The organism is Psychrobacillus sp. PGGUH221 (assembly GCF_042055255.1).
GTDB lineage: Bacteria > Bacillota > Bacilli > Bacillales_A > Planococcaceae > Psychrobacillus.
Genome location: NZ_JAQMHQ010000007.1, coordinates 97,147 through 119,147 on the forward strand (window position 1 = coordinate 97,147; position 22,001 = coordinate 119,147).

The window sequence follows — 22,001 nt, forward strand, 5'->3', positions numbered from 1 at the left end:
CTGGAAGCAACATATTGAGTAGTTGTAGCAGAAAAAAGTACTTTTATAAATAGTTATTAATAAATTAATCTAAGTGCTTCTGTTTTTATTATTCAAATTATACTTCCCCATTACTGTACATACGTCGCCATTTATTTATATTGCTAGCCCCACTGTAGCCCCAAAATAGCCCCAATAACCTGCTTTTTCATGCTTTATCTTGCATTATCTAATAAAAATAAAAAAGCCCCAAAACCCTGTATTATCAAGGTTTTGAAGGCTTTTAATACTACTATTTGCAGAGTGTCTCGATTAACGAGAGTAGAACTCAACGATTAGAGATTCGTTAATTTCAGCAGAAAGTTCTCCACGTTCTGGAAGACGAACGAATGTACCAACTTTTTTGTCTGCATCAAAAGAAAGATATTCAGGTACGAAGTTGTTTACTTCGATTGATTCGCTTACAACATTAAGGTTTTGAGATTTTTCACGAAGAGAAATTTCTTGACCTGGTTTTAAACGGTATGAAGGAATATCTACACGTTTACCATCAACCATAACGTGACCATGGTTAACTAATTGACGAGCTCCACGACGTGTGCGAGCAAGACCTAAACGGTAAACGATGTTATCAAGGCGAGTTTCAAGAAGAATCATGAAGTTTTCACCATGTTTACCTTGCATTTTACCAGCTTTATCAAATAGTGTACGGAATTGACGTTCGTTAACACCATAAGTGTGACGAAGTTTTTGTTTTTCTTGTAATTGAAGACCGTACTCTGTTAATTTTTTACGTTGGTTTGGACCGTGTTGTCCTGGTGCGTAAGGACGTTTTTCTAATTCTTTACCAGTACCGCTTAGTGAGATACCAAGACGACGTGATAATTTCCATGATGGACCTGTATATCGAGCCATGAATGACTCCTCCTTTTATTGGTTTTATTTTGTTGTAAAATAAGACCAGATGTATCCAAACTAGCAGACATTTTGTTTTCATGTATCATCGCCCATGCAGCCAAGGGTTACAGGATACACCATCTATAACTATAGAGGAACAAAATGAGCAATCTAGATCATACAACTGCTGCATTTATTTTACACAAATTCTATTGTAACTTTTTATAATTTGTAAGTCAACATATAATAAACTTTAAGTCATTAATTACATTGATATATAAAAGATTTTACTATTCTGATTAGTCGTATATTAATTGACAAATTATGTGAAGTATAGTCAAATAGAATTATAAAGAGTATGTGATAAAAGTAATGTATTTACACTTGGAAAGTTAAGAGGTGTTAAATGGATGGACGTTAAAATAGTGGAGCCTATAAAGAGCCGTATTTTAGATATTTGGTATGAAAATGTCTTTAATCATGAGTCTAGTTATGACTGGTTCGAAGATTTAAAAGAAATACTTTCCGAGTTTTTTAATGTTCAGGTGGCAAATTACTTCATATTTGATACAGATACATTTTTACAATTACAATGGAATCATTCATTAGCAAAAAAATTAAATGCAATTAAATGGTTTGAAGTCGAAGGATATTTTTGTGGTCAAGACTTTAATGAAATACCATTTTTACAAAAAAATAATTTGGCAGATGGCGAAGTATCTATTTTGTTAAGGGATCAAGAAAATAAACCCTTAGGCTTGTTAATAATGGAATCAACTCAAAAATGGAAGGAATTTTCCCAGACAACAGAAGTAATCAGTTTTATAACTAGTATTAGTACATTGGTTCAAAAAATAAAAAAAACCGTCTATTTAACACAGCAAGAACATCAATATCGAAACTTGTTCAATGTTACGAAGATGTTTTATTCAACACTTGATATTGGACAAATTTTAGAAGGTACATTAAATGCTGTACAAGAGGCGTTTCCAAATTTTAAAGCGATCTTAATATTGTCCAATGATCAAGATCGAAAGACATCGGTTCCGTATAAACTTTTTGACTATACATCTGAGAGACCCGCAACAGTTGAAGCATATGTTTCAGGGGAAATCACAACAGAGTTAGCAACAGATTTAGGAGCCCGTTTATTAAATGTACCTATTAAAGGGAAACAAGGTATTTATGGCATAATGCAATTGTCTACACCTCTGGATTATTTATTTTCAGTTAGACAAAAAGAATTTGCATCCTTACTTGCTACAGCAGCTGGAAATGCATTAGAAAATGCAAAACTATATATTCAATCACATAGATTAGTATCTGATTTGCAATTAATTAATGAAACCTCCCATAAGCTTAATATGAATTTATCTTTAGAAGATATGCTCTCCTTTTTACACAAACAATTAAATAAATCTTTTAAGCCAGAACAAATTGGGTTTGTTTTTTTAAACGACCAAGGGTCTGAAGTTTCGTCCGCCAGTTCAGAATTTTTTCATACATCGAATGGACAAGAATATATAAAATATGTAGTCAACCATTTTGGAAAAGTTCAGGATGCTCTGTTCATTGCAGATCTTAATAGACTAGCAGAACAAAAATTTGATTTTCAATCGCTCATTGCAATACCAATTAAAGAGCAAAATCTTATTACTGGATTTAGCATTGTTTTACATAAAGAACCGTATTTCTTTTCATTTGATAGCTTCAAATTAATGCAATCTCTCATACAGCATTCTTCTCTAGCGATTAGCAATTCTAAATTGCGTAATAAACTGCAGGAAATGGTGAATCGTGATCATTTGACTAATCTTTTTGCACGAAAATATTTAGATAAATACGTGGAAACGTCTATGAAAAATGACGAGCGTGGCGTCTTCATCCTCATGGATATTGATAACTTTAAATTAGTCAACGATACACATGGCCACCAGGTTGGAGACGAAATACTGAAGCAAATCGCAAGTGTCATTAAAAAGCGAACAGAAGGAATTGGTATTGGAGCTAGATGGGGTGGAGAGGAACTAGCTGTATATTTGTCTCAAATGACGATTGAAGAAGGCATAGAAGAGTCCAAAAACATAATTAAATTAATTCCTGACAATACAAATCCGAGTGTAACTGTATCCATTGGAGTTTGCGGATGGGATAAAAATGAGCTTCCTTCTTTTCATCATTTGTTCCACAATGCAGATACAGCTCTATATGAAGCAAAAAATAGTGGTAAAAACCAATTACGTATTTATAAGGCATCTTCACTTTAACAAGGTGAAGATGCCTCAGACTGTTGACAAACGCTCGCATTCTTCGTTGCTTGCACTTCGTTGTAAGCTCATGAACTCAAGTTCTATTCGCTTCCGCCTAGTGCTGGCGCGCCTCGAATGACAAGCGTTTTCAAGACAGTCTGAAATGAACCCTACTAAATTTGTCTACAACCCGAGGCATCTTCACTTTAACAAGGTGAAGATGCCTATCTTTTTTATTTTATTCATTGTAAAATAAATGTAAGCGTTTACAAGGGAGTGTATTTGCATGACAAATGAAAAGCTACAAAAGGAAACATTATACATTCATAAGGGATATAATTCGGACCAGCATCAAGGTAGTTTATCTGTACCTCTTTATCAAACTTCTACCTTTGCATTTGAAACAGCAGAGCAAGGTGCTAGAAGATTTGGAGGTGAAGAAGCTGGTGGAATCTATTCAAGACTTGGTAATCCAACTGTTCACGTCTTAGAAGAACGAATGGCGGCTCTTGAATATGGGGAAGGGGCATTGGCTTTTGGGTCTGGAATGGCAGCAGTTAGTACTATATTAGTTCATTTAACAAAAGCAGGAGATCATATTCTTTGTACTCGAGGAATTTACGGTTGTACATTTGGTCTCTTGAACATTTTAAAGGAAAAATATAATATTTCGCATGATTTGTCCTTATTAGCAAGCGAAGAAGAAATTGAGGGTGCTATTAAACCGAATACTACCTGCATTTATATCGAAACACCGATTAATCCAACTATGGAAATTGTGGATATCGAACTAATTACAAAAGTAGCTAAAAAACATGGAATACAAGTAGTAGTCGATAACACTTTTAGTTCACCTTATTTACAAAATCCTTTGCAACTAGGTGCAGATTTTGTTTTGCATAGTGCGACAAAGTATATTAATGGGCATGGAGATGTTATTGCGGGAATATTAGTAGGTAAACAAAAACACGAAATAGAAGCGATACGAATGTCTATCCAAAAAGATTTTGGTGGGATTATATCCCCATTTGATGCATGGTTACTGATCAGAGGATTGAAAACACTACATGTTAGAATGGATAGACATACAAAAAATGCGGAGGATATTTTATCTTTTTTAAAAACGTGTGACTTGGTAGAAAACTTCTACTACCCTTATGATAAGCAGAATCCTCAATTTGAGATAGCTAAAAAGCAAATGAAAGCTGGAGGAGGACTTATTTCATTTACGGTTAAAGGCGGTCTTAAGAGTGCTCAAAAGCTAATGAATGAACTACGATTAATTAAAATTGCAGTTAGTTTAGGAGATGCAGAAACATTAATACAGCATCCAGCTACGATGACCCATTCAGTAGTACCTGAAAAAGAAAGAATGGAGATGGGAATTACAGATGGTTTGTTACGCTTATCTGTTGGTCTAGAGAATTCTACTGATCTAATAGAAGACTTACAGTTAGCTTTCACCAAACTAAAAAGCTAAGGGATATCCCTCAGCTTTTTATGATTAGGTACACATACTACACGGCTTGTGCGATTATGCATGCTACGACTAAGCTTTCAATGACGAGTCATCTGGCACTCTCTCATCCGTATGAAGTCTCATTCTTCGCGGTCTTGAAGTGTGTAAGGAGGGCACTGAAAAAGTCCTCAATGAGATTTTATAACAGACCCGTAGATTTCCGTTCCAGGCGGACGCGTTCCGCCGGCATGGCTTCAGCCGCTTCCCTCGCTCGCTCAGTCCAGGGTCTTCAGCTCATGCACCTGCCGCTTCGCTTTCGGTGCAGAAAACATTTGCTATTCCGGCTGGAGTCGCCACCTTCCACTCCAATCAACTATTATCCGCTTTTCAATTAGAAAACCATTATGCCATTAATAGAGCGAGTTTTTATTCCTTATATTTTTACAATTAGTATTTATAGAAAATCGTTGAAAAAGGCGACACTCCTGCGGGAATAGCGATAGCCGTAGACCCCGCAGTTGTGGGGAAGGCAATCTAAGTTCGCCGCATCCTGCGGCAACGATTGCATGACCAACATCGTGTTGGCCTAGGAGGCTAAGGCAACGCCCGCGGAAAGGGAGCCGTTTCAACGATTTTCTTATTTATTGGAAGAGCTTATTTAAAAAGTCAAATTCTATAGACTTTTTCAGTGTCCTCGTGTAAGGTGCACAATACCTATAGAAAACTGTTTATGAAGAAATCCTTTTTGATTAATATAGTAGGAATTAGGATGAATTAGGATTTCCTAAACTATGTTGCTCATTTAATAGAACATCGACAGCAGACATACGAGTATTAGTCATTTTTTTCGATGAGTATGCGTTAGTGGGGCTATAGCAAAGGCAAATAAAATTCTTAGTATCTAATTTAATTTTATCTAATCAACAGTCTTTTATAGATGTTTTACTAAAATTTGTACGAATTGCTCTAAACCTTGCTTATCCTGCTCGGAAAAACGATTCTTAATTGGACTATCGATATCAAGTACACCTAACAGTTCGCCGTTTTTCTCAATTGGAACAACAATTTCTGACTGAGAGGCTGCATCACAAGCGATATGACCTGGAAAAGCATGTACGTCAGGAACAATTACTGTTTCTTTCGTATTCGCAGCTGTTCCACAAACCCCTTTACCAATTGGGATTCTTACACATGCAGGCAAACCTTGAAATGGTCCTAACACTAGTTCCCCGTCTTCCATCAAATAAAAGCCTACCCAGTTAATTTGGTCGAAAAATTGATTTAAAAGTGCCGATGCGTTGCTTAAATTAGCGATTGCATTTGTTTCTCCTTCTAATAATGCATCTAATTGCTTGCTTAGCATCGTATAATTTGCAGATAAATCTTCTGAATACGTTGATTGAGTAAACATGATTATTCTCCATTCTCTATATATTTATTTGCTTCGTTATAAAATTGATGTAAATCTTTTACTTGATGCGCATCTGACCCAAAAACCAATTCTATTCCTAACTCTTTTGCCAACATAATGTAGGAAGGAGGAGGATAGCTTTCTAAACAATACGTTTTTGCCAGACCAGCGCTATTTACATCCAATTGAAGGTGTTGATTTTTCATTTCTTTTAAAATGGATACGATAACATCGTGATCATCTATTTTTTCTGTTAAGGCATGTTGGAATTTATGTATAAGCGTAATATGACCAATTCTTTTTGGTTTAAATTTTCCTAAATCACTCGTTATTGAATCCATGAGTGTTTTATAATACAATTTGTACATAGATATCGGATTTCCAACTTGTTGAGCGAATTCTAAATAAGTAGCTTTGGAAAAGTCGATACATGTATATTTATTTTCAAAACGCAAAAAGTGAACAGATAAGATAGAATCATCTAAATATTTACCATACGTATTTAAAAAAGAAGTTGTTTCTTCTTCAAAGCCTGAAATAAAATCTACTTCCAACCCCGTTGAAATAATAATATCTTTTTCATATTGTTTTTTCAAATCATGTATATCAGACAAATATGATTCGAGCCTAGTGAATTCCATCCCACTATCTTGCTCGGGAGTAGGGTCGATGAAATTTTTAGGTAATGGGGCATGTTCTGTAAACGTCATTTCTTGGAACCCGTTTTTAATCGCTTTTTCAATGTATAAGTGAAAAGAGTCGAGTGAACCATGAGGACAATATGGTGTATGAATATGGCCATCTTTTCTCAAAAAATATACCTCCAATTGAATAAAATACAATTATTTCAAAGAATTCATTGCTTTTCTCTTGTTTTATGAAACAATAACATAAAAAGAATGGTAAAATATATAGTAATAGTTAAAATAGAACTCTTGATCTTGGAACGGGGGCTTACGATGAAGTATATCATCCCAGTGGTTATTATACTTTTAGTCATTGCAGTTTTTGCATTTATTATAAGACGAAAACATAATACTGAAATTGAACGGTTAGAACATGAAAAACACCAGATACAAAATAAACCGATTTTAGAAGAAATGACGAAAGTAAAACAGCTGAATATGAATGGTCAAACAGAAGAAATGTTTGAGCGTTGGAGGAATACATGGACAGAGGTAATGGATGTACTGATGCCTAAAATTGATGTTCTATTATTTGATGCGGAAGAAAACGTAGACAAGTTTCTCTTTATAAAGGCTTCCAAGACTGAAAAAGAAATTCAGTCATTAATTACTTCATGTGATCAGAAAATGTCTACGATTCTAAAAGAACTTGAAGAATTAATTGGTAGTGAAGAAAAGAATCGCATTGAAATGGAACAGTTGAAAGAACAGCATCGCGCTGCTAGAAAAACGTTACTTGCACATCAGTATTCATTTGGGGATGCAGTTCCAGTACTTGAGGCTAAATTAGAATCATTTAATCCTCATTTTGAAGAATTTGATAAATTGACAGATTCAGGAAATTATTTAAGCGCTCGTGAGATTGTCATATCTGTACAAAATGAAGGACAAAAGTTTTTTCATATTTTACATGATATCCCTACAGTGCTATCAGAAATTCAACACAAGATTCCTGCAAGTATTCACGATTTAAGAAACGGTCAAAAGGAAATGGAAGAGAGCTCTTATTACTTGCAACATCTAGAAATGACAGCAAAATTAGATGCTATAGAAGAAGAGCTAAAAGTTTTAAAACAAGCTATTGTTGAACTAAAAGTGACCAAAACAATTGAACGTGTTGAAGAAATAAAAGATGAAATTGAAACTTTCTATGATTTACTTGAAAAAGAAGTATTAGCAAAAAAATACGTAGACCAGCATAAAGAAAAAACAGCTGATCGTCTTAGAGAAGTTACATCCGTAACTCTTGCAGTAAACGAAGAAGCAACCTACGTGCAACAAAGTTACCGTTTACCAGAAAAAGAGGCAGAGATTCCTCAAAGCTGTTTAAAAGAGTTAGAAGAGTTGCAAAAGAAATTTGAGTTACTTTCTAGCCGGGTTGAGGAAGAAAAATCAGCTTATTCTAGCCTTCAAGAAGAATTGAACGAAATTGCAGAAGATATTGACCGTTTATATGAAGAACAAGATCGATTTGCAAATAGTTTAAAAAACCTTCGAATTGATGAAAACAAAGCTCGCGCGAAACTAGAGGAATTAAAAAATTTATTGCACGATACAGACCGAATGTTACAAAAAGCTAATATCCCTGGAATTCCAGAGGATATGGATGTTCGCTTAGAAGAAGCGGAAGAACATATTTATGTAGCGATGCAAAGCCTGCAAGAAGTTCCTCTCAACATGTCTTTAGTCGAAAACTATTTATCAAAAGCTGAAGCTTGTATGGAAGAAGTGCATCAAAAGGCGAAGGAAATGCTTGAAAATGTATTATTAACAGAAAAGATAATACAATATGGAAACCGATATCGCGCAAATCATCCAAATGTTCACATGCGCTTACTGGAAGCAGAAGAAGCATTTAGACAACTTAGATATGCAAAAGCTTTGGAAGATGCTGCAACTGCGGTTGAAGAGGTTGAACCGGGCGCTTTAAAGAAAATTGAAGTTCTAGTGAAAGAAGACGCTTGGCGTACATAATCAGAAGGTTTCAGAAATACTTTCAAACTTTGTAGCTGCTGCAAAAATCTTATTTCAGTAAGAAGCACTTTAACGGAGAAGTGTTTTCATACAGTTTAACAACGATCTATTTTAATTTATTTAGACTTTGTATACTAATGTGAACCGCCTCACACAATTGTGAAGGTGGTTTTTTTCCGAAAAGGAGGGTATAACACATGATTTATTTTGATAATAGTGCTACAACTAAAGCCCATAAAGAAATAATGGATACATTTGTATCGGTAAATGAAAATTTTTGGGCAAATCCTGCATCTATCCATGAATTTGGGCATCATACAAATGAATTGCTACAATCAGCAAGAACACAAGTTGCAGATGTTCTAAAAACTGCAAGCGAAAAAATATATTTTACATCTGGTGGAACAGAATCGAATAATTTAGCCATATTCGGTTTAGCAAATAAATATAAACTGCGTGGTAATCATGTTCTCATATCAGAAATCGAACATCCTTCTATTTTAGAAGCAGCAAGAATGCTTCAACAGCAAGGATTTATTGTGGAAGAAATTCCTATTAATAAGGATGGGGTTATTTCTATAGTCGATTTAAAAACATTAATTCGTAAAGATACAATTTTAGTTAGTGTTATGCATGTTAATAATGAAATAGGATCTATCCAACCGATAAATGAAATATCCGCACTCATTAAATCGAATTGTCGAGCTGTATTTCATATGGATGCCGTTCAAAGCTTTGGAAAGATGCTTGTAAATTTTGATGAGCAACATGTTGATGCTATTACTATTTCTTCTCATAAAATTCATGGTCTCAAAGGTTCGGGACTTCTAGCATTAAAAAATTCAATAGAAATTGATCCAATTATTTATGGTGGCGGACAAGAATCTGGGATTAGAAGCGGAACAACGCCAGTTCCTCTTGCTGTAAGTACAGCAAAAGCAGTAAGATTAGCGAGTGTTAATCTTAAGGAACATATAGAGAACTTAATAAAAATGACAGAGGAACTTAAGCGTTTTTTAAAAACATTTTCTTCCATAAAAATCATTTCCCCGGAAATAAGAGCACCTCATATCATTTCTTTTTCAGTGAAAGGTGTAAAAGGAGAAGTTTTTATAAATGCTTTGCAAAAGGAAGACGTCATTGTCTCTACAAGCAGTGCATGTTCATCTAAACAAACGAAAACGAGTCATGTATTAAAAGCTATGCATCTAGAAGATGACTATATTAAAGGTGTCATTAGATTGAGTCTTTCGTATACGAATACAGATGCTGAAGTGGAGCAATTTAAAAAAATATTTACGAAAGTAATGAATGTAATAAAAGGAGAAATAAAAAGATGAAATGGGAAAAAATATTAGTTCGATACGGAGAATTATCAACAAAGGGTAAAAACAGAAAGGCATTCATTACACATCTTAGAAACAATATAAAATTTTCATTTGTTGATTTACCTAATGTAAAAATCACAGCTGAAAGAGATCGAATGTTTCTTAGCTCGAAAGAGGATGCAGAAATTGATGAACTGATCAAACGTCTTCCAAAAATATTTGGTATTCAATCATTCAGCCCAGTTGCTTCTTGTACACAAGAACTGGAGGATATAAAAGAAACTGCTATAAAAATTATCGATAGTTTAGACTACGAAGATAAAACATTTAAAGTAACGGTAAAGCGTACCGATAAACGATTCCCACTAGATACGTATGAACTTCAAAGAGAAGTTGCAAATCATGTGCTAAGACAATTTACTACCTTAAAAGTGCAAATGAAAAAGCCAGAAATTGAATTACGAATTGAAGTTTTATCAGATGCAGTATACATGATGGCACAAGTTATACCTGGTGCTGGTGGAATGCCTCTTGGTTCCAATGGTCGCTCATTGTTGATGCTCTCTGGAGGAATCGATAGTCCTGTAGCAGGCTATATGTTATTGAAACGTGGAGTTCGATTAGATGCAATTCACTTCCATAGTCCACCTTTTACAAGTGAACGTTCAAAAGAAAAAGTGATGGATTTAGCCAATCAATTAAGTCATTTTGGCGCAACAGTAAGATTGCATGTCATTCCTTTTACCGCAATCCAACAAAGTATTCAAGCTCAAATACCCGATAATGTATCAATGACAACGACTAGAAGAATGATGTTGAAAATCGCTGATCTTGTAAGGGAAGAAATTGGAGCACTAGGAATAGTCACAGGTGAGAGCTTAGGACAAGTTGCAAGCCAAACATTAGAAAGCTTAACAGCAATAAATGCAGTATCCACAACACCAATTTTTAGACCACTTATTTCTTTTGACAAACTTGAAATAATTGATATAGCTCGAAGTATTGGGACATATGAGACCTCTATATTGCCTTATGAAGATTGTTGTACAATTTTCACGCCATCCTGTCCAAAAACAAAGCCAAAGCTTGAAAAAGTGGAATACTATGAAAGCTTTAAGGATTTTGATGAATTGATAAAAGAAGCAGTAGAGAATAGAGAAGTGTTTTCATTTCCAAGTAAAAAGAAAAACGAGTTTGAAAATCTGCTTTAATAATTAACAAAATATACCTCATCGCCTTGTGTATGATTTAAAAGAAATCGACCAATCTATATTCACAAGGAGGTGAGAGACATGCCAAACAACAATTCTTCAAACCAACTTTTAGTACCAGGAGTAAGACAAGCACTTGATCAAATGAAATATGAAATTGCTCAAGAGTTTGGAGTACAACTTGGGGGAGAAGCATCATCGCGTGCCAACGGATCCGTAGGCGGAGAAATCACTAAGCGATTAGTTGCTCAAGCTCAACAACAAATGAATGGTTTCAGCAAATAAGAAAACAACGGACCGGTAGCTTAGGCTGCCGGTTTTTCTTTTTGTGGTTATTTTTTTATAAATAAAGGTTTCTGAAAATTAATTTTATATATAAAACTCAGTTAATTTCCTTTATAATTAAAGTGTATAAAAAGGAGGAGTTAGGATGAATAAACAAGACTTAATTGCACCTCAAAATTATAACCTAGTTAGTGAATTTGAAAAATATAGTAAAGATGAAAGTAAGTTAGCACTTATTTGGGAATCCGATAAGGGTGAAGTGAAGACTAGTACATATAATCAACTAATGAAAAGGTCAAATAAAATAGCGAATCTTTTTAGACGAAAAGGTCTTCAAAAAGGTGATGTGGTATTAATCATGGTTCCTCGATTAATAGAGGCTTACGAAGTTTATATCGCAGCATTAAAAGCGGGGTTAGTTGTAATACCGAGTTCAGAAATGCTTCGAGCAAAGGATATTGAATATCGTCTTGTGCATAGTGAAGCAAAAGCTATAATTGCATATGAGCCATTTTTAGACCAATTCGAAGATGTCTCTCATTTAGATGAAAAATTACTATTAGTAATAGGTGAAAGTAAAGATAACTGGGTATCACTAACAAATGAAATTGTAGCAGAATCAGATGAGTTTCAAGTGGTAGATACTTTAAAGGATGATATGGCATTTCTATCTTATACAAGTGGTACAACTGGAAATCCAAAAGGTGTAGTGCATACACATGGCTGGGCTTTTGCACATTTAAAAACATCTGCTCCAAATTGGCTTGGGATTCAAGAAGGTGATATTGTTTGGGCAACGGCTAGTCCGGGATGGCAAAAATGGATTTGGAGTCCGTTCCTTGCAACTTTAGGAAGTGGTGCGATTGGTTATGTTTATAATGGGAAATTTGACCCAAATACGTATTTAAAAAATATGCAAGAGAAAAAAGTAAATGTTCTTTGCTGTACACCTACTGAATACCGAATTATGGCTAAAGTAGATGGATTAAAAGACTATGATCTTTCCTCACTTCACAGTGCTGTTTCAGCAGGGGAACCTTTGAATAGAGAAGTTATTGAAACATTTGATCGATTATTCAATTTAGAAGTACGAGACGGCTACGGTCAAACAGAAAATACATTATTAGTTGGAACAATGAAAGGGACAGAAGCTCGTCCTGGTTCTATGGGAAAACCTACTCCTGGAAATACAGTAGAAATAGTGAATGAATTTGGAGAAATTTGTGCTCCAGGAGAAGTTGGAGATATTGCAGTGCATATAGAAACTCCAGCTCTATTTAAAGAGTATTTAAAGGATCCAGAACGAACATCTATGCAATTTAGAGGAGATTACTATATTACAGGCGACCAAGCGAAAAAAGATGAGGATGGATATTTTTGGTTTGAAGGTAGAGGAGACGATATCATTATTAGCTCTGGTTATACCATTGGACCATTCGAAGTGGAAGATGCACTTACAAAGCATCCTGCTGTTCAAGAATGTGCAGTTGTTGGAAGTCCAGATGAGCTTAGAGGAACGATCGTAAAGGCATTTGTTGTTTTACGTGATTCATCCATTCAAGGCACTGAGGAACTAGTGAAAGAACTTCAAGAGCATGTGAAATCCATGACAGCGCCATATAAATATCCGCGTGAAATAGAATTTATCAAGGAATTACCAAAAACTACTTCCGGTAAAATTAGAAGAATAGAGTTAAGACAGCAAGAACAACAACTCAAAACTAAATAATAAATTAGCACGGAGAATTTTATATTCTCCGTGCTTTATTTGTGTGATTGATAAATATGTCCATTTACTTCAGTGAAGTAAAGTATTATAATGTTTCTTGTGTTTCGAGTTCCTAAATATGTGGGGTGATAGTTTTGCAAAATGAAGAAAAACAAGGGATAGTAATCGTAGCTATTGCCTATATTTTTTGGGGTTTTATGCCAATATATTGGAAGTTGCTTTTGGATGTTTCCAGCGACGAAATCTTAGCAAGTCGAGTAATATGGTCCTTTATATTTACGTTTTTAGTAGTAATTCTAATGAAGAACTTTCGGGTATTAATAAGTGATTTAAAAGAACTTTGGAAAAATAAGAAAGCCTTTTGGAGTCTTGTTCTAGCTTCTTACTTAGTAACGGGTAATTGGTTTACATACATATTTGCAGTAAATGCAGGATACATTGTTCAAACAAGTCTAGGTTATTATATTAACCCATTAATTTCAGTGCTATTAGGTATTATTTTTTTAAAAGAAAAATTATCAAGAGCCCAGCAGCTTTCCGTACTTATAGCAGCTGCAGGAGTGGCAATTTTAACTGTCTCCTATGGAGAAATCCCATGGATTGCTTTTATTTTGGCGTTAACATTTGCTTTTTATGGACTTATTAAAAAAAGTTTAACGATTGATCCATTGAGAGGATTAACGCTTGAAACTTTGTTCGTTTTACCAGTGGCTCTTATTTATTTTGGATATTTGTTAATTACTGATAAAGCAGTCTTTTTTCATTCTAGTACTCCTACTATGATATTGTTAGCTTTTACTGGTGTAGCAACTGCGGTACCGCTTGTGTTGTTTGCCAAAGGTACTAAAACGATGCCGCTTTATATGTCTGGTTTTCTTCAATACATAGCTCCGACTCTCATGTTGGTTATCGGAGTTTTTATATATGACGAAACGTTTAGTAAAATTGAATTCATATCATTTTCCTTTATTTGGCTTGCGTTAATTTTATTTACTGCATCAAAAATTGTTGAGGTACGAAAAAAACAGGTAGTGCTATGACTACCTGTTTCTATTTATTAAAAGGTTTCTCATGCTCCTCATAATATGTTGGGAAGATCTAGACGTAAGTTTTTATTCTGTTGAGAATCTATTGAATATATTTACAACGAACAAGCCAAAGAAAGTAGAAAACGGATGTGCGCTTGCCGCACGCTACGCATGAGCCTCCGCAGGATAAGTCGCTCCTTCGTCGCTCTCCCATCCTTTGCGGGGTCTCATTCTTCGCGCTCTTGCGGCGTGTAAGGCGTACTTCCTGGATATACCCTTTAATACAATACTATTTCATTAGTAGAATCAGACCCAGCACACTTTTTTGAAGGTAAAATAATAGACCCTTATAAAAAAGAACGTTTTACTTTTTCCCAGTAGCTATTATCTTTTAATTTTACGGTTTTGATAATTTTATTGCTTAAAGCAATAGAGACAGTTTCTACATGCTGTATGCTCAATGCTTCATTGTCAGTGCTCATCGAAGGATAATCATTCCAATCCTTATGTAAACGGAGTTCGAGAGATCTATTGCCGCTCAATATAAAAGAAGTGCCAAGTGTTCTGAATTCATTGCTATTGACGGAAGCAATCTCTGTTACTTGGATACAAGGGAGAAGTGGATCTACAACTGCACCGTTTAACGACTTGTTGTAGGCAGAGCTTCCAGTTGGTGTTGAAATAACCATGCCATCTCCTCGAAACGTCTCGAAGAGTTTATCATCAATAATAATATCTAATACAAATGTTTTTATGATATTGGATCGAATCGCAAACTCATTTAAACAATAAAATTTCGGATTATGATTGACCGATATTTCCATTAACGGATATTTTCGAACTTTTATTTGATCATTTAATACTGCTTCTGCCATCGCTTCTATATCTTCTATTAAAAAGTCACAGTACATACTTAATGTGCCAGTTGTTGATATTCCAGCATAAAGACAATCTTGACGAAAACCAGTTTTGCGAACTGCCTGCAAAAAAGATCCATCTGTTCCAATACTAACAATAATAGAAGCATCTTGGTGGTTGTCTACAACCTGAAAGCCGTACGATTGAATCGCATCTGCTAAAACATCTTTTTTTTCTAATGATTCTATGTCATTCTTAGTATAAAGAAATATTGTATTTCTTGAGGTCATTAAGCTTTCTCCTTTTAATTAAATAATATTTTTATCATATAAAATTAATTAGAAGTATGTGATCTTCTGTATATGCATTTATTTTAACATTTCATGAAACATTTAGACATTTTTTTCGTATGTAAGAATGTAAACAAAAGGAGGAACAAGGTATATGAATATGAAACGTTGGTTTGCCATTTTAGGGGCATCCGTATTGTTAGCAGTTTCTATTTTTGTCAATACGTTATCGAGTGCATTTTCAACGGATTGGACAGCAATGATGGAGGAGTTTGCATCAGTTTCAAGCTCTGAATTTTATGAAACAGTAATTGAAGAGGGTAATATGAATGAGCGTGTTGCACTCCTTACAGTAAATGGAGTTATACAGGATACAGGAAGTACTGGATCACTTTTTGCTACGGAGACTTATAATCATCAATTCTTTTTAGAGCAATTAGAACAAGCGAAAACAGACGAATCAGTTAAAGCTATCGTACTTCAAGTAAACTCTCCTGGTGGTGGAGTAGTTGAATCAGCGCAAATTTATAAAGAAATTAGAGAGATACAAGAGGAAGCTGGTAAGCCGGTTTATGTTTCGATGGGCAGTATGGCAGCATCTGGTGGTTATTATATCTCAGCATCTGCGGATAAAATTTTTGTAAACAAAGAAACAATTACAGGATCAATCGGTGTAATTATGCAAAGTGTCAATTATGGTAAGCTTGCAGAGAAATACGGTGTAGAATTTGTTACCATCAAATCAGGTCCATTTAAGGACATTATGAGTCCATCAAGAGAGATGACAGAAGAAGAGAGAGAATTGTTACAGGTCATGTTGAACGATTCCTATGAGGATTTTGTAGATATTATCGAACAAGGACGTAATATGACGGAGGCTGAAGTTAAAAAAGTAGCGGACGGAAGAATAGTAAATGGCCGTCAAGCAGTTGAAGCAGGATTAGCAGATGAAATTGGATTTATAGAAGATGTAATTCAAGCGATCAAAACAGACAATGATTTGGAAGATGCAGAGGTTTTTGAATATGGATATTCGCCAAGTTTTTCTTCATTGTTTGCGATGAAGGCACAATCATTCTTTGGTGTAGATATGGAGTCTAAATTAATCGGTAAACTGATTGCAGATAATAGTGCACCTCGCATGATGTATTTATACGGTGAATGATAAGGAGGGAATATGATGAGTGAAATTGAACAGCCAGAAGAACGTATTGTGCAAGTAAGTGAAGCTCCAACTCAACAAGTCACTGCAAAGCCAACTGATCAATTTGAGCACAAAGCGGCTGGCTTTTGGATACGATTTTGGGCATATGTAGCGGACCTGTTAGTTTTGTCTTCTATTGGGATGTTACTAATAAAACCTATTTTCCGTTTACTTTCATTGGAGATAAATGATCCTACTTGGTATGCTCCTTTTACCTTAATTACATCAATTATATTTTATGCTTATTTCGTGTTGATGACGAAATTTTTCAACCAAACAGTTGGAAAAATGATTTTTGGTATTAAAGTAATCACAAAGGACCGAGAAAAGTTAAAATGGAGTACGGTTTTATTTAGAGAATGGGTTGGTAGAATTATTTCGGTGATTCCACTAAATATTCCATATCTTGCAGTTGCTTTTACTCCTAAAAAGCAAGCTATTCACGACTTTATTGCAGATACTTTAGTAGTACACGAAGCTGTATATGATAAAACTCAGAAAGTTGAATATACACGTCCTCCTGCTGCAAAAGAGTTGCAAGAGCAGAACATATTCTAGTAAGATGAAGATATTGAAAAAGGAGGCTACATATTTATGGTTCAAGTAACATTTAAAAACAATCCAGTAACTTTAGTTGGAAAAGAAGTAGTAGTTGGAGAAAAAGCGCCAGATTTTACAGTTCTAGCAAATGATTTATCACCAGTAACACTTCAAGACTCTGCTGGTAAAGTTCGTTTAATAAGTGTAGTTCCTTCCCTTGATACAGGAGTATGTTCTACACAAACAAACAAATTCAATCAAAGTGCTGCTAGTTTAGGTGAAGATGTAGTAATTTTAACTATTTCAGTAGATTTACCATTCGCTCAAAAACGTTGGTGCGGAGCTAATGCTGCTGACGCAATTCAAACTCTATCTGATCACCGTGACCTTTCATTCGGTAGAGCATACGGTGTTTATATGGAAGAATTACGATTACTAGCTCGTTCTGTTTTTGTAGTCGATAAAAATGACGTTGTTACTTACGCTGAATACGTTAGCGAAGGTACCGATCATCCAGACTATGAAAAAGCATTAGAAGCGGTTAAAGCATTAACGAACAAATAAAACATTTAAGCCCACTCTTAGAGTGGGTTTTACTATGAGGGATAAATATGCACACAAATGTAGAAAAAATTTTTACGTTTATCGATCAAGAGAGTAGCTTTATAGAAGAACAAGCATCTGTTACTTATTTAGAGGGAGTTATTTATGCTCTGGAATTATGGTTAACAGACAAAAAAATACCTTCCATCATTAATCCTAGCAAGGAGCAAATAAGAAAAGCTGTACAACTTGCGATACTTAAAGGTATGAAAAAATCCGCTCAAGTCAATCATCAAATGACCCCAGATGCGATTGGATTACTAGTAGCTTATTTTGTGAAGGAAATGTCGAAAGACAAAAAGGAATTGGCAATTTTAGACCCTGCCTTAGGAACAGGTAATTTACTTTATACAATAATGAATGCATTACCAACAGAAAACCATGCATTTGGAGTAGAAATTGATGATTTGTTAATCCAGTTGGCTGCACAAACAGGAGAGTTGTTAAGTTGCGACATACAACTATTTAGACAAGATGCTCTACAGCCTTTACTAATCGATCCAGTTGATATTGTAGTAAGTGATCTGCCTGTTGGATATTATCCTGATTCAGAATCAGCAAAAGACTACTTCCTACATAGTGAAGAAGAGATGTCTTATGCACATCACTTGTTTATCGAGCAGTCGATGAAACATGTGAAGCCAGGTGGCTTGTTATACTTTTTAGTACCTGAGACAATTTTTGAATCGAAACAAGCTCCAAAACTGCATAAATTCTTGAAAGATAATGGTTGGATTCAAGCTGTTATCCAATTACCGTCAACTATTTTCAAATCAAAAGGACAAGAAAAAAGCTTATTAATCATACAAAAGAAAAATGAGACTTTAAAAGCTCCAAGAGAAGTTTTACTTGCAAGAGTACCAAATATGTCGAACAAAGAAGCAATGGAACTCTTTTTTAAAAAAATTGACATATGGCAAGAAGAAAACGCTAAATAATGATTGTTGCTCGCTCCTTCTATGAAAGGTACAATTAACGTACTAGTTTATAAAGGGGCGTTTTTTTATGGCAAATATTTTAGCAATTAATGCAGGAAGTTCTTCTTTAAAGTTCCAATTGCTCAAAATGCCAGAAGAAGAAGTAATTGCAAAAGGGTTAATCGAGCGAATTGGTTTGAGCGAGCCAATTTTTACGATGACGACAGAAAGTGGACGTACTCAATTAATTGAACATGTTGAAAACCATACACAAGCTGTTAAATTAATCATTCGTCAGCTGTTAGAAAAAGATGTCATTCACTCTTTAGAGGATATCCACGGAGTTGGACATCGTGTTGTTCATGGTGGGGAAGTTTACAGTGATTCTATACTGATCGATGAAAAGGTTATGGATAAATTAGATGAGCTATCTGAGCTGGCACCATTACATAATCCAGCAAATATTACAGGTATACGTGAGGTTGCGAAAGAATTACCGCATGTTCCTGCTGTAGCAGTTTTTGATACTGCCTTTCATCAAACAATGCCAGAGAGCTCATACTTATATTCCATTCCTTATGACTATTATAAGAAGTATGGCATCCGTAAATACGGTTTCCATGGTACCTCTCATAAGTTTGTTGCTTATCGTGCAGCAGAGATGTTAAATCGACCTATTGAGACTACTCGATTTATTTCCTGCCATTTAGGTAATGGAGCAAGTATCGCTGCTATCAATCGTGGAAAATCAATCGATACCTCAATGGGATTCACACCTCTTGCCGGAGTAACGATGGGTACAAGATCGGGGAATCTCGACCCAGCACTCATCCCTTATTTAATGGAAAAGACGGGTAAAAGCGCAGAAGAAGTACTAGATATATTAAACAAAAAATCTGGTATGCTAGGAGTATCTGGATTTTCCAGTGATCTTCGTGATATCGTTAACGAGGCTTCCAAAGGAAATGATCGTGCACAGTTAGCTCTAGATGTTTTTGCAAATCGTATTCACAAATATATTGGCTCTTATGCTGCAAGAATGAATGGAGTAGACGCAATTATATTTACCGCAGGTATAGGAGAAAATAGCTCGGTCATTCGAGAAAAAGTTTTAAGTGGACTACAATTTATGGGTGTTTATATGGATCCTGATTTAAACAAAATACTTGGGAAAGAAACGTTTATAAATTACCCACATTCACCAGTAAAAGTAATTGTTATTCCAACAAACGAAGAAATAATGATTGCGAGAGATACGATGAGATTAGCGGAATTATAAAGGGTTTGAGCGATTTTACTTTTTGTAAAATCCAATCTGGTTATGATTATTCTCACTCGTGCAATCATTACCGAAATTTGATATGTACAACTTTCTCAGGGTTCTGATTACACTCTAGGGGGTTGTCTTATGAAGAAAAGAAGAACATCATCAACAGGTAAGGTTTAACATGGGTTGAGGGTAGAGAACTAATTATTCGCATTAAAACGTTACAAGGTTGTGCATCTAGAACAATTGAAAGTTACATAAAACTATTCAATGATTTTGAACGATGTTTCGGTGTTCGGAAGCATATGACGACGCTAGAAGATTTATCGAGTGGCAATTTACCGAAAAAACACAATATATTATTAGTGTTTTAAGAACTCAAGAGTTTTAATTATGTAGGAGGTTGATTTTAGTATGAAAAAGATGTTCACTATTTTATTATCGGTAGGATTAGTAATAGGTTTTTCTTTCGGTCCAACTAAATCAGCAGAGGCAAAAACGATTACTTATAAAAACTGCACGGAGTTAAATAAGGTTTATAAGGGTAGTGTCGCTCGTTCTTCATCAGTTAAAAACAAAGGTGGTAAAACGAATTACAAACCTTTTGTTTCAAAAGAACTTTATGATGCAAATAAGAAAAGCGACCGTGATAATGACTTAATTGCATGCGAAAAATAAAAAATATATATATGTACAGATGATTAGTAATAAAACAATTAAAACCTTTCGGATGAAAGGTTTTTTATGTACTAAAAATAAAAGAATAGTTTTTTTATTAAAAACTATTAAAGAATTATGAAAATATTATTTTTAAAAAAGCTATAATATCGAAATTACTAAACAGAGTATTTTCGGGAGCTTACATTGATAAATGAAGTTGGGCGAACAGAAATAGGAGAAACTATTAATATATTAAATTCTTTTGATGTTAGTGATAATACATTGGAAATAGAAAGAAATATGCTAGAAGTTGAGGAATAACCAAAAATATTAAGGCACATAAAAAGCCATTAGCAGAAAAATTAAAATAAATATTATTAACTATTGTATCGTTCTAAGTGTCAAATTATAAAAGGAAGTAGGAGTGTATGTTGTTATCAAGAATTTTTAAAAAGTTATTTAAAAGAGAATCACAAGAAGAAGTTTCAGTTACTAAAAATATTGATTTGAAAAAGAAGAAATTAAATGTGACTTCTACAAGAATTGGTGAGCTCGGTGAATATAAGGTAAATATACAACTTGAACAACTACCTAAGAATAATAAATACCTTAGTGATGTTTTGATTTCCAACCTTCATGCTAAGTCTGGCTATTCACAAATTGATCATGTAATCTTTACGACTTATGCGATATTTGTAATAGAGACAAAAAATTATTCTGGTACTATTTATGGTGATAGGAGCAGAGGTCAGTGGAGTGTTAATGGTAAATTTTCACTCATGAATCCTTTTAATCAAAATTATGGTCATATACAAGCGATTAAAGCAGTTCTCGAGACTGTTGATGAGAAACAATTTGTATCAATGGTATCTTTTACTAAAAGATGTACATTTAAAGTAAATGAAGAACTAAGAAAGATACAATCGAATGATTTGATTGTATATGACACAGAATTATCTGAGTTTATTAGGAGAAAGATTAATATACTTAAGCTTCAAAATAAGGAACCACTATTTTCAAATGAAGAATTACAGGACTTATATAATAAATTAAAGAATGCAAACATAACTGCTTCTGAAATAAGAGATAAACATGTTGAAAAGTTGAAAAATAAGGATAGTAAAGAGATTGTTATGAATGAGGGTGACCTTTCTACTTGTAAAACGTGTGGGAAGGCAGTTTCTGAAAAGGTCAAGGCATATTGTTTATCAAAGAAAGAACGGTTTAAGGGTAGTACTTATTGTTATGAACATCAAAAACATCATCAGTAAAAATATATAGGGTTTTTTATATGTGATAAGTTTTCTTTATAATTATATAAGTAATAATCAAGTGTAGAATTAATACACCATTTCAGACTAACGTATAAATAGAAGAAACTATAAAAACATTAACTCTATTTATTATTCGTAATAGGAAGAAGAAT

Annotated in this window: 19 protein-coding genes; 15 read left to right on the forward strand and 4 right to left on the reverse strand. The window is 34.4% G+C overall.

The features are described 5' to 3' along the window. Positions 1-291: 291 nt before the first annotated feature. Complete coding sequence (rpsD, locus tag PGC35_RS12995; protein ID WP_053588607.1) at positions 292-894, reverse strand: 30S ribosomal protein S4; 603 nt, start codon at positions 892-894, stop codon at positions 292-294. 392 nt (positions 895-1,286) lie between these two features. Here rpsD and PGC35_RS13000 point away from each other — a divergent pair, with 392 nt between their 5' ends. Together PGC35_RS13000 and megL are read left to right on the forward strand one after the other, a co-directional pair. Next, positions 1,287-3,143 (forward strand): sensor domain-containing diguanylate cyclase, encoded by a 1,857-nt coding sequence (locus PGC35_RS13000; protein ID WP_375219453.1) that lies wholly within the window; start codon positions 1,287-1,289, stop codon positions 3,141-3,143. 268 nt (positions 3,144-3,411) lie between these two features. Beyond that, the gene (gene megL, locus PGC35_RS13005; RefSeq protein ID WP_375219454.1) at positions 3,412-4,605 is read left to right on the forward strand and encodes a methionine gamma-lyase; all 1,194 of its coding nucleotides are present in this window, start codon (positions 3,412-3,414) and stop codon (positions 4,603-4,605) included. Positions 4,606-5,515: 910 nt separating this feature from the next. Here the strand turns inward: megL and PGC35_RS13010 are convergent. Then, a complete protein-coding gene (locus PGC35_RS13010) occupies positions 5,516-5,995 on the reverse strand; it encodes a GAF domain-containing protein (RefSeq protein WP_375219455.1) in 480 nt (159 codons plus the stop codon). 2 nt (positions 5,996-5,997) lie between these two features. Then, on the reverse strand, positions 5,998-6,807 hold the full coding sequence (gene hisJ, locus PGC35_RS13015; protein WP_375219456.1) for a histidinol-phosphatase HisJ: 810 nt from the start codon (positions 6,805-6,807) through the stop codon (positions 5,998-6,000). 147 nt (positions 6,808-6,954) lie between these two features. On the opposite strand from hisJ, the gene ezrA reads away from it, so the two are divergent. The 6 genes from ezrA to rarD all read left to right on the forward strand — a co-directional run bounded on the left by ezrA (position 6,955) and on the right by rarD (position 14,248). Then, positions 6,955-8,655: a septation ring formation regulator EzrA gene (gene ezrA / locus PGC35_RS13020; protein ID WP_375219457.1), complete on the forward strand. Its 1,701-nt coding sequence runs from the start codon at positions 6,955-6,957 to the stop codon at positions 8,653-8,655. Between the two features lie 197 nt (positions 8,656-8,852). Next, the gene (locus PGC35_RS13025; RefSeq protein ID WP_375219458.1) at positions 8,853-9,995 is read left to right on the forward strand and encodes a cysteine desulfurase family protein; all 1,143 of its coding nucleotides are present in this window, start codon (positions 8,853-8,855) and stop codon (positions 9,993-9,995) included. Continuing rightward, on the forward strand, positions 9,992-11,194 hold the full coding sequence (thiI, locus tag PGC35_RS13030) for a tRNA uracil 4-sulfurtransferase ThiI (RefSeq protein WP_056832987.1): 1,203 nt from the start codon (positions 9,992-9,994) through the stop codon (positions 11,192-11,194). The genes PGC35_RS13025 and thiI overlap by 4 nt, the downstream gene beginning before the upstream one ends. Positions 11,195-11,275: 81 nt before the next feature. After that, positions 11,276-11,479 (forward strand): alpha/beta-type small acid-soluble spore protein, encoded by a 204-nt coding sequence (locus PGC35_RS13035; protein WP_053588614.1) that lies wholly within the window; start codon positions 11,276-11,278, stop codon positions 11,477-11,479. Positions 11,480-11,624: 145 nt separating this feature from the next. Beyond that, positions 11,625-13,208 (forward strand): acyl-CoA synthetase MbcS, encoded by a 1,584-nt coding sequence (gene mbcS, locus PGC35_RS13040; protein ID WP_375219459.1) that lies wholly within the window; start codon positions 11,625-11,627, stop codon positions 13,206-13,208. Between the two features lie 134 nt (positions 13,209-13,342). Then, positions 13,343-14,248, forward strand: a complete 906-nt coding sequence (gene rarD / locus PGC35_RS13045) for an EamA family transporter RarD (RefSeq protein ID WP_375219460.1) — start codon at positions 13,343-13,345, stop codon at positions 14,246-14,248. A gap of 335 nt (positions 14,249-14,583) precedes the next feature. Here rarD and PGC35_RS13050 read toward each other — a convergent pair whose 3' ends face one another. Beyond that, positions 14,584-15,384 carry an NAD kinase gene (locus PGC35_RS13050; protein WP_375219461.1) on the reverse strand — a complete coding sequence of 267 codons (801 nt, stop codon included), beginning with the start codon at positions 15,382-15,384 and terminating at the stop codon, positions 14,584-14,586. A 154-nt stretch (positions 15,385-15,538) separates the two neighbouring features. Between PGC35_RS13050 and sppA the strand changes: the two genes are divergently transcribed. The 7 genes from sppA (at position 15,539) to PGC35_RS13085 (ending at position 21,846) form a co-directional block, all read left to right on the forward strand. Beyond that, on the forward strand, positions 15,539-16,549 hold the full coding sequence (gene sppA / locus PGC35_RS13055) for a signal peptide peptidase SppA (RefSeq protein WP_375219462.1): 1,011 nt from the start codon (positions 15,539-15,541) through the stop codon (positions 16,547-16,549). A 15-nt stretch (positions 16,550-16,564) separates the two neighbouring features. Continuing rightward, entirely contained in the window at positions 16,565-17,146 is a 582-nt protein-coding gene (locus tag PGC35_RS13060; protein WP_375219463.1) for an RDD family protein, read from the forward strand. A 36-nt stretch (positions 17,147-17,182) separates the two neighbouring features. Next, positions 17,183-17,692, forward strand: coding sequence for a thiol peroxidase (gene tpx / locus PGC35_RS13065; RefSeq protein ID WP_375219464.1), 510 nt, complete (start codon positions 17,183-17,185; stop codon positions 17,690-17,692). 47 nt (positions 17,693-17,739) lie between these two features. After that, positions 17,740-18,669 carry a class I SAM-dependent methyltransferase gene (locus PGC35_RS13070; protein WP_375219465.1) on the forward strand — a complete coding sequence of 310 codons (930 nt, stop codon included), beginning with the start codon at positions 17,740-17,742 and terminating at the stop codon, positions 18,667-18,669. A 67-nt stretch (positions 18,670-18,736) separates the two neighbouring features. Continuing rightward, entirely contained in the window at positions 18,737-19,927 is a 1,191-nt protein-coding gene (locus PGC35_RS13075; protein ID WP_275788985.1) for an acetate kinase, read from the forward strand. A 402-nt stretch (positions 19,928-20,329) separates the two neighbouring features. After that, positions 20,330-20,593 (forward strand): excalibur calcium-binding domain-containing protein, encoded by a 264-nt coding sequence (locus tag PGC35_RS13080; protein ID WP_375219466.1) that lies wholly within the window; start codon positions 20,330-20,332, stop codon positions 20,591-20,593. Between the two features lie 410 nt (positions 20,594-21,003). Next, positions 21,004-21,846 carry a nuclease-related domain-containing protein gene (locus PGC35_RS13085; RefSeq protein ID WP_375219467.1) on the forward strand — a complete coding sequence of 281 codons (843 nt, stop codon included), beginning with the start codon at positions 21,004-21,006 and terminating at the stop codon, positions 21,844-21,846. Positions 21,847-22,001 lie beyond the last annotated feature (155 nt).